Annotated in this window: 8 protein-coding genes and 1 pseudogene; all 9 read right to left on the minus strand. The window is 28.7% G+C overall.

Annotated features, from left to right (window positions below; translation table 11 throughout):
• Positions 1-6 precede the first annotated feature (6 nt).
• On the minus strand, positions 7-801 hold the full coding sequence (gene asrB / locus BUA77_RS03020; RefSeq protein ID WP_072887187.1) for an anaerobic sulfite reductase subunit AsrB: 795 nt from the start codon (positions 799-801) through the stop codon (positions 7-9).
• On the minus strand, positions 794-1,819 hold the full coding sequence (gene asrA / locus BUA77_RS03025) for an anaerobic sulfite reductase subunit AsrA (RefSeq protein WP_072887188.1): 1,026 nt from the start codon (positions 1,817-1,819) through the stop codon (positions 794-796). Before asrA ends, asrB begins: the two co-directional genes overlap by 8 nt.
• Positions 1,797-2,609, minus strand: a pseudogene (locus BUA77_RS03030) (formate/nitrite transporter family protein). The gene asrA and the pseudogene BUA77_RS03030 overlap by 23 nt, the downstream one beginning before the upstream one ends.
• A gap of 420 nt (positions 2,610-3,029) precedes the next feature.
• Entirely contained in the window at positions 3,030-3,689 is a 660-nt protein-coding gene (locus BUA77_RS03035) for a hypothetical protein (RefSeq protein WP_072887190.1), read from the minus strand.
• Between the two features lie 126 nt (positions 3,690-3,815).
• A complete protein-coding gene (locus BUA77_RS03040) occupies positions 3,816-4,730 on the minus strand; it encodes a PLP-dependent cysteine synthase family protein (RefSeq protein ID WP_072887192.1) in 915 nt (304 codons plus the stop codon).
• A 15-nt stretch (positions 4,731-4,745) separates the two neighbouring features.
• Positions 4,746-5,876: a bifunctional cystathionine gamma-lyase/homocysteine desulfhydrase gene (locus tag BUA77_RS03045; RefSeq protein ID WP_072887194.1), complete on the minus strand. Its 1,131-nt coding sequence runs from the start codon at positions 5,874-5,876 to the stop codon at positions 4,746-4,748.
• Positions 5,866-6,342 (minus strand): S-ribosylhomocysteine lyase, encoded by a 477-nt coding sequence (locus tag BUA77_RS03050; RefSeq protein WP_072887196.1) that lies wholly within the window; start codon positions 6,340-6,342, stop codon positions 5,866-5,868. The genes BUA77_RS03045 and BUA77_RS03050 overlap by 11 nt, the downstream gene beginning before the upstream one ends.
• A 2-nt stretch (positions 6,343-6,344) precedes the next feature.
• Positions 6,345-6,995 carry a class I SAM-dependent methyltransferase gene (locus BUA77_RS03055; RefSeq protein WP_072887198.1) on the minus strand — a complete coding sequence of 217 codons (651 nt, stop codon included), beginning with the start codon at positions 6,993-6,995 and terminating at the stop codon, positions 6,345-6,347.
• A 212-nt stretch (positions 6,996-7,207) separates the two neighbouring features.
• A partial coding sequence (locus BUA77_RS03060) for a hypothetical protein (RefSeq protein ID WP_159428978.1) occupies positions 7,208-7,490 on the minus strand: 283 nt, incomplete at its 5' end.

Genomic DNA, 7,490 nt, shown 5'->3' on the forward strand with positions numbered 1-7,490 from the left:
TCCTCACTAATCTATTAAATTCTCTGCTTTAGTATAGTTAAATACAGGCCCTTCTAAGCAAACATAAGTTTCATCTACCTTACAGTGTCCACACTTTCCAATTGCACAAGACATTTTTCTTTCAAAAGAAACCCATATCTTTTCTTTTAGAACACCTAGTCTTAAAAATTCAAGTGCTGTAAACTTCATCATAACAGGTGGTCCTACTATAACAACTTCTAAGTCATCCATACTTTCAATTTCTACTTTTGGTACATACTTTGTTATAAGTCCTGTATTCCCACTCCAGTTCTCATCACCATTGTCAACTGTAAGTATTACATCTATATTTTTCTTCCACTTTTCAATTTCATCTTTAAATAATATATCTTTAGGAGACTTAAATCCCATTAGAAGATCAAATTTTTTAACTTCTCCTATATTATTATGAAAATAGTTTATAATATTTTTAACTGGAGCAAGGCCTGTCCCACCAGCCGCAATTATAAGATGTTTATTTTTATATTTTTCAATAGGAAATCCATTTCCATAAGGCCCTCTTAAATACATATAATCTCCTGGCTTTAAATTATATATTTCATTAGTTAATTTTCCTACTTTTCTTATTGTCATTTCTATATATCCATCACCAAAGTCACTAACAGATATAGGAGCTTCTCCTACTTTAGGGATAGATACTTGAAGAAATTGTCCTCCTTTAAGCTCTTTATCAAATTCTACCTTATAAGTTATATCTATATCCGTTTGAGCTATTACATCTAGAACTTTCTTTTTCTGAGGAATAAAAGGATTATTATTCATTAGTAGTTTCCTCCTTTTTTAAAGTTTCACTAACCTTATTTATACATTTTGAAAAAGATATATATTGTGGACATCGATCATCGCACCTTCCACAACCTACACACATATGCTCGCCAAAACGCTTATTATAGTCATAAATTTTATGCATTGTTTTAAAACGCATTCTTGATCCATAATCTTTTCTAAAGTCATGACCTCCAGCCATATTTGTAAATTTATCTATATGACATCCAGCCCATACTCTTCTTCTTTCTCCGCTGTTTGGATTTTCTTCATAAGATATATCTTGAGTAGTAAAGCAACTACATGTAATACATGATGTGTTACATCTACCACAAGCTATACACCTTTTAGAATACTCTTCCCACATTTTATCATTAAAAAATTCTACTGTTATATCATCTGAGTTAGGTAGATTTACTTTAACATTATTTTCTTTTACATACTCTAAAGTAAAATCTACTTTTTCTCCTAATTCTTCAAATAAATTCTTAAAATCACTATCTTTTATATCACAAATTACTCTATCTTCTTCAAATCTAACTCCTATACTGTAATTATCTGTATAATTTGAATTCATAGATACGCAGAAGCAATTTTCAAAGCTTTCTCTACACTCCATCATTACAAATTTAACTTTTTCTCTAAGTCTTTCATAATAAACATCCTTAAATGGTCCGTTTTGTAAAAATATTGTATCAAGTCTTCTCATTCCATTTATATCACACGGTCTTAAAAATATAATAATCTTTTTATCATGTACTGTTGATTCTTTATATTCTTCTTCTGTAAAGTAAAATAATGTTTGAGTTATAGGATAAACTATTTCTTTAGGAGAATAGTGTGATTTTTCATCATATACTATTTCTTCTATAGAATTTATTTCTCCATATTTAATTAAATCAGTATCTGAAAAACGTCCTCTTTTTTCAAATCTCTTTGGTGCATAAATTTTATATTCTTTTTTTAAACTTTCTAATATTTTATTAAAATCTTTATTTTGAATTTGAAAGCCCATATTTATTTGCCTCCTTTTCTTTTTCACTTCCTACATAGAAATACATAGCTCCAATTATAATAGCTCCACCAACTAAATTTCCAAGGGTTACAGGAATTAAGTTATGAACATATCCCGCCCAAGAGATAACACTTGAATCATGAGGAATTAAAAGTCCCATACCAAGAAGAGTCATATTAGCTACACTATGTTCAAATCCTGCTCCTATAAATCCAAATAAACACCAAAATATTAAAAGAAGCTTTGCTATATCTTCTTTTGTTCTTGTAGCCATCCATATTGCAAGACATACTAACATATTACATAAAATTCCTCTAAAGAATAACTGCGTTGATGGCGCTCCCATTTTACCAGTTGTTGCTCCTAATATGAATTCCTTTAATGGTGATTTCTCTACTAATCCTGTTTGAACTAACGTCCATGCCATTAATAAAGAACCTACTAAATTACCAGTATAGCTTACAATCCATACTTTTATAGTGTCCTTCCAAGATACTTCTTTGGATAAAGACCCTATTGTCATAATCATATTGTTTCCTGTGAAAAGCTCTTACCCTGCAAATATAACAAGTGTTAACGCAAGGGCAAAACTTGCTCCCATTAGAGCTTTAAGTCCAGGTGATCCTGCTGCTTTAAGAGGTGCCCCTATAGAAAAAATAAGCATAATTCCGAATCCTACGTAAATTCCAGCCATCATTGATAAGATAAAGTATTTAATAAAGTTTTCATTTAAAAGCTTTGCCTTTCCCTTTGCCGCTAAAGAAAGTTTTGCTAATGTTTCTTTTACCATATAAATCCTCTCCTTAATATTTAATTTTCATTGTTTAATAATAGTTTAACAATCTATAAACTATGTATCTGTGATATTTATCACATAATCCAAAAATTTTTTCAAATCAAAAAATTCGCTTCATGCTAACGTATGGCTCATATCACCAACGAATCTATCGATTCCGTTGCTCAAAATGGTTGATACTGTAGTACTTTCACCAATGTTATCCACAATTCAAAAGGATTATAATTTTCTATTCATTAAAAAAATTCGCTTCATGCTATCGAGTCCTAACGGACTCCGTTGCTCAAAATAGTTAATACTTTTATTTAGTTACCAAAGTTATCAACAGTTTAAAAAATTTATAGTTTCCTATAGAATAAAAAATCCTGTATTAGCTCGTTAATTAATTATTTAAACCAATACAGGACTTTTATATTATTTTTTTATTTCGTGAACAAGAACCTCTTGTCCATTGATATCTTCAATTTTAAAGCTGTACTTATATTCTTCATTAGCATTTTCTATAAAGTTAGTAATCCAGATTGTACGAAGTTCATAAAGAACATTTATATCTCCATTAACATTATTCCAATATCCTTTATGAAGGCATTTTAATACTTTCCACTGTAGCATATTTTCTTCATCTATAGTTATATTGTTTACATTATCACACGGCATACCATCTAGGATATAATTATTTAAAGTTTTATAAAGGGAAGATGCAGTTGATACATCATAATTTGATTTAGCATCTTTTCCACACTCAATAGCTTGATTTTTATAGCTTTCTCTTACAACATTTAAACCTTCTTCTTTAAATTTACTTATTATTTCAGTAATAAGAGCTGCTTGTCTAGTTTCAGCTATTGTAATTTTACTTTGAAGCCAGCCATGGATATTATTAGTATCGATTAATTCTTCTAAAGGTTTATTCTCTATAGGATTACCTATTTTATCTCTTATCTCTGATACCATATTAGAAATATCTGTATTCATATCTCTTTCTATATTTTCAATTATTTTAAATTCTAATTCTTCATACAACCTAATTTTATTAAATAACCAATGATGTATTGCTCCTAAGAATCTACTCATACATTTCATCTCCTTTATTAATATTATTAATTTAATAGTACATTTTTATATAATAAATGTCTGTAACTTTAGTTACAAAAATGAGACATGCTTAAAAATTTAAGCATGTCTCATAAAAACACATTATTAAAAATCATATATTTGCTTACTTATATATCTATCTGCTCTGTCTGCAAATATAACTACTATATTACCTTTTTTTAACTTATTAGCTTGCTTTAAAGCAGCATAAAAAGTTGCTCCAGATGAAGAACCTACTAAAAGCCCTTCTTTTAAAGCTAATTCTTTTACAGCATAAAAAGCTTCATCATCACTTACTTTTTCTACTTCATCTACTAACTCTATATCCATTGTTTTTGGAATAAAATCATTACCTATCCCTTCTATTTTATAAGACCTACATTCTCCTCCACCTATTATAGAACCTTTAGGATCAGCTAAAATTCCCTTTATATCATTATCTTTCTCCTTAAGATATCTCATAACACCAGTAAAAGTTCCGCCAGATCCTGCTCCTGAAATAAAAACATCTATATTCCCATCTAATTGCTCATATATTTCTCTCCCCGTTGAAAGGTAGTGTATTTCAGGGTTGTCCATATTATTAAATTGATCTGGAACAAAAACATTTTTTATTTGTTTTTTTAATTCTTCAATTTTCTTAAAAGCTCCTTCTAGTCCTTCTTCTGTTGGTGTATTTATAATTTTTGCTCCAAGTGCTTTCATTATGATTTGTTTTTCTATTGAAAATTTATTTGGAACAACAAAAATAATTTCATATCCTTTATTAATTGCAGCAAGGGCTAATCCTATTCCAGTATTTCCTGCTGTTGCTTCTATTATAGTGTATCCCTTTTTTAGTTTTCCTTCATTTTCTGCTTTTTCTATAATCCATTTACCTACTCTATCCTTTACAGATCCTCCTGGGTTACTAAATTCTAATTTAGCAAAAATGTTTACATCTTTTGGAATATGGAAATTATCTATTTTTAATAAAGGAGTATTTCCTATTAAATCTTGAATAGAATTATAATATTTCATTATTACTCTCCCCTACTATTTTTTTAATATATCTAAATCACTAATAATATCTTCTATATCTTCAATTCCCACAGATAATCTTACTAGTGTATCTGATATACCAAGTTCTTCTCTCTTTTTAGATGGTATGGATGCATGGGTCATTTTAGATGGAACAGAAATAAGGCTTTCTATTCCTCCAAGACTCTCAGCTAAAGTAATAACCTCTAAGTTAGATAATAATTTTTTAAGATATTCTTTATTCTTTACTTCAAAAGAAATCATTCCTCCATACTTTTTCATCTGGTTTTTAGCTTTTTTATTCATACTATCAACAAAAGATGGATAGTATACTTTTTTCACCCAATCTTGATTTTTTAGCCAGTTTACAATCTTGTATGCATTTTCACAATGTTTATCCATTCTAATAGATAACGTTTTTATTCCTCTTATAAGCAACCAACTATCAAAAGGTCCAAGTACTGAACCTACTGAATTTTGTATAAAATGAATTTTATTTCCTAATTCTTCGCTATTTACTACTACCAATCCTGCCACTAAGTCACTATGCCCACCTAAATATTTAGTAGCACTATGAAGAACAATATCTGCTCCTAACTCTATTGGTTTTTGAAGATATGGAGTCATAAAGGTATTATCTACAACAAGAAGCAAGTCTTTCTCTTTTGCTATTTTTGAAACTTCTTCAATATCCGTTACCTTCATTAAAGGGTTTGTTGGGCTTTCTATATAAATTGCTCTTGTATTATTTTTTATATTCTTTTGTATATTTTTTATATCACTTGTATCTACAAAGTCATATTCTAAACCAAAATTTTTAAAAATTTTATCTATAACCCTAAAAGTTCCTCCATAAACATCATCACTAAATATAATATGATCTCCTGACTTGAATAACATCATAACAGATGAAATAGCAGCCATTCCTGAGCTAAACGCAAAACCTCTATATCCATTTTCTAAGTCTGCAATAAGTTTTTCTACAGCCTCTCTTGTAGGATTCCCTGTTCTTGAATATTCATAACCTTTATGTTTTCCTACTTCTTCTTGGGAATATGTAGATGTTTGATAAATTGGTACATTAACTGAACCTGTATACTTATCTCCATCTATTCCCCCATGTATTACTAAAGAATTAAATTTCATCTTTTTTTCCTCCATAATTATATTTTTCTTTTAGCTTTTCTAATACTTCATTTGCAAATTCTTTTGCTCCAAATAAAGAAATATCTCTATAATTTCCGCATTGTACATTATTTGCAGCAGGAACTTCACTTGAAATCAAAACTTTTTCTAATGCATTTATTAATGCTTTTGCAATTTCTGTTTCTTCTCTTTCTCCAACTAATATTAGATAAAATCCAGTTCTACATCCCATAGGTGATATATCTACAACATTATCTATTTCTTCTCTTATAAATCCAGCTAATAAATGTTCTATAGCATGTACTGCACCTGTAGGCATAACTTCTTTATTAGGTTGTGTAAATCTTAAGTCAAACTTTGTAATAATATCTCCTTTTGGAGTTTGAACAACTCCACATTTTCTTACAAAGGGTGCTTTTACTATTGTATGATCCATTGTAAAACTTTCTACTATTATATTTTTCATAACTAAAAACCTCCTTTTGTTCCAGAAACTATCCAAACATATTTATTCATTTTATTTATTTCAAGAGTGTAATCTAATTCTTTAAATAATTCTGAAATATCATCAATATATTCATAGTATTCTGTATTCAAATCGTGAAGTAAATTAAAAGCTCCAGTAGATTCTACATATTCTAGTAATCTAGTTTTATATTCTTCTGATTCAAACATGGTATCTGCAATTATAATTTTTCCCCCTTCTTCTAAAAAACTATCTAAATACACTAAAGCTTTCTTCTTTTCTTTAATTGTAAGATGATGAAAAGCATAAGAAGTTACAATTACATCTACCTTTTTTCTTATTGGTATAGATAAGAAGTGACCATCTAATATTTCAACATTAGGTAATTTTAACTTAGCAATTTTTCTCATTTCATATGAAGGTTCAATTCCTACAACCTGAAATTTATTTTCATATAGCAATTTAGTCAAATTTCCAGTACCTGTTCCAATTTCCAATACAGTAGCATTTTTTTTATCTTCTATCTTAGAGATTATAGCTTCAAGTATTCCATTATAATTTTCAAAAACTTCATTGTATTCATTGTCACTTCCATATACTGTTGAATCATAGTTAGGAGCCCACTTATCAAATAATTTGTTAAATTCTAGCATACTATCCTCCTTATTTTTATCTCTATGAATGCTTAATCTTTTTATCAAAACGATATTTATTTATTTTTATTATCATTTTGATAGCTTGTTTTTGATTATATTCTATTTCTTAATTTTTTTCAAGACAAAATTAAATAAATTTTATTTAAATATTTATCTAATTTCCTTAGAACAAAATATCACTTCGTGATACTCTCAGATGAGTAGCAGAGCTACTCATCTGTATTTTTTGAAACTAATTCACCATTACATTTTGGACATATAAGTATAGGCATTTTTACTTCAAAATTCTCAATATCACAACCAGAAGCAAAAAAGTCATCTTCAATAAATTCATCAATAATAAACCTAGGTACATCTTCTTCAAATCCACACTCCAAACATTGATATCTGTAAGTCTTCTCGTCTGTTTCTATCCCAAAGGGATACGCTTCCTCGTCCTCTCCCATATCTAGGAAGTTCTCTTTCTCTAAATCTTTCATTATCGGGTATCTC

Origin of the sequence: Tepidibacter formicigenes DSM 15518 (assembly GCF_900142235.1) — a bacterium.
Classification (GTDB): Bacteria; Bacillota; Clostridia; order Peptostreptococcales; family Peptostreptococcaceae; genus Tepidibacter; species Tepidibacter formicigenes.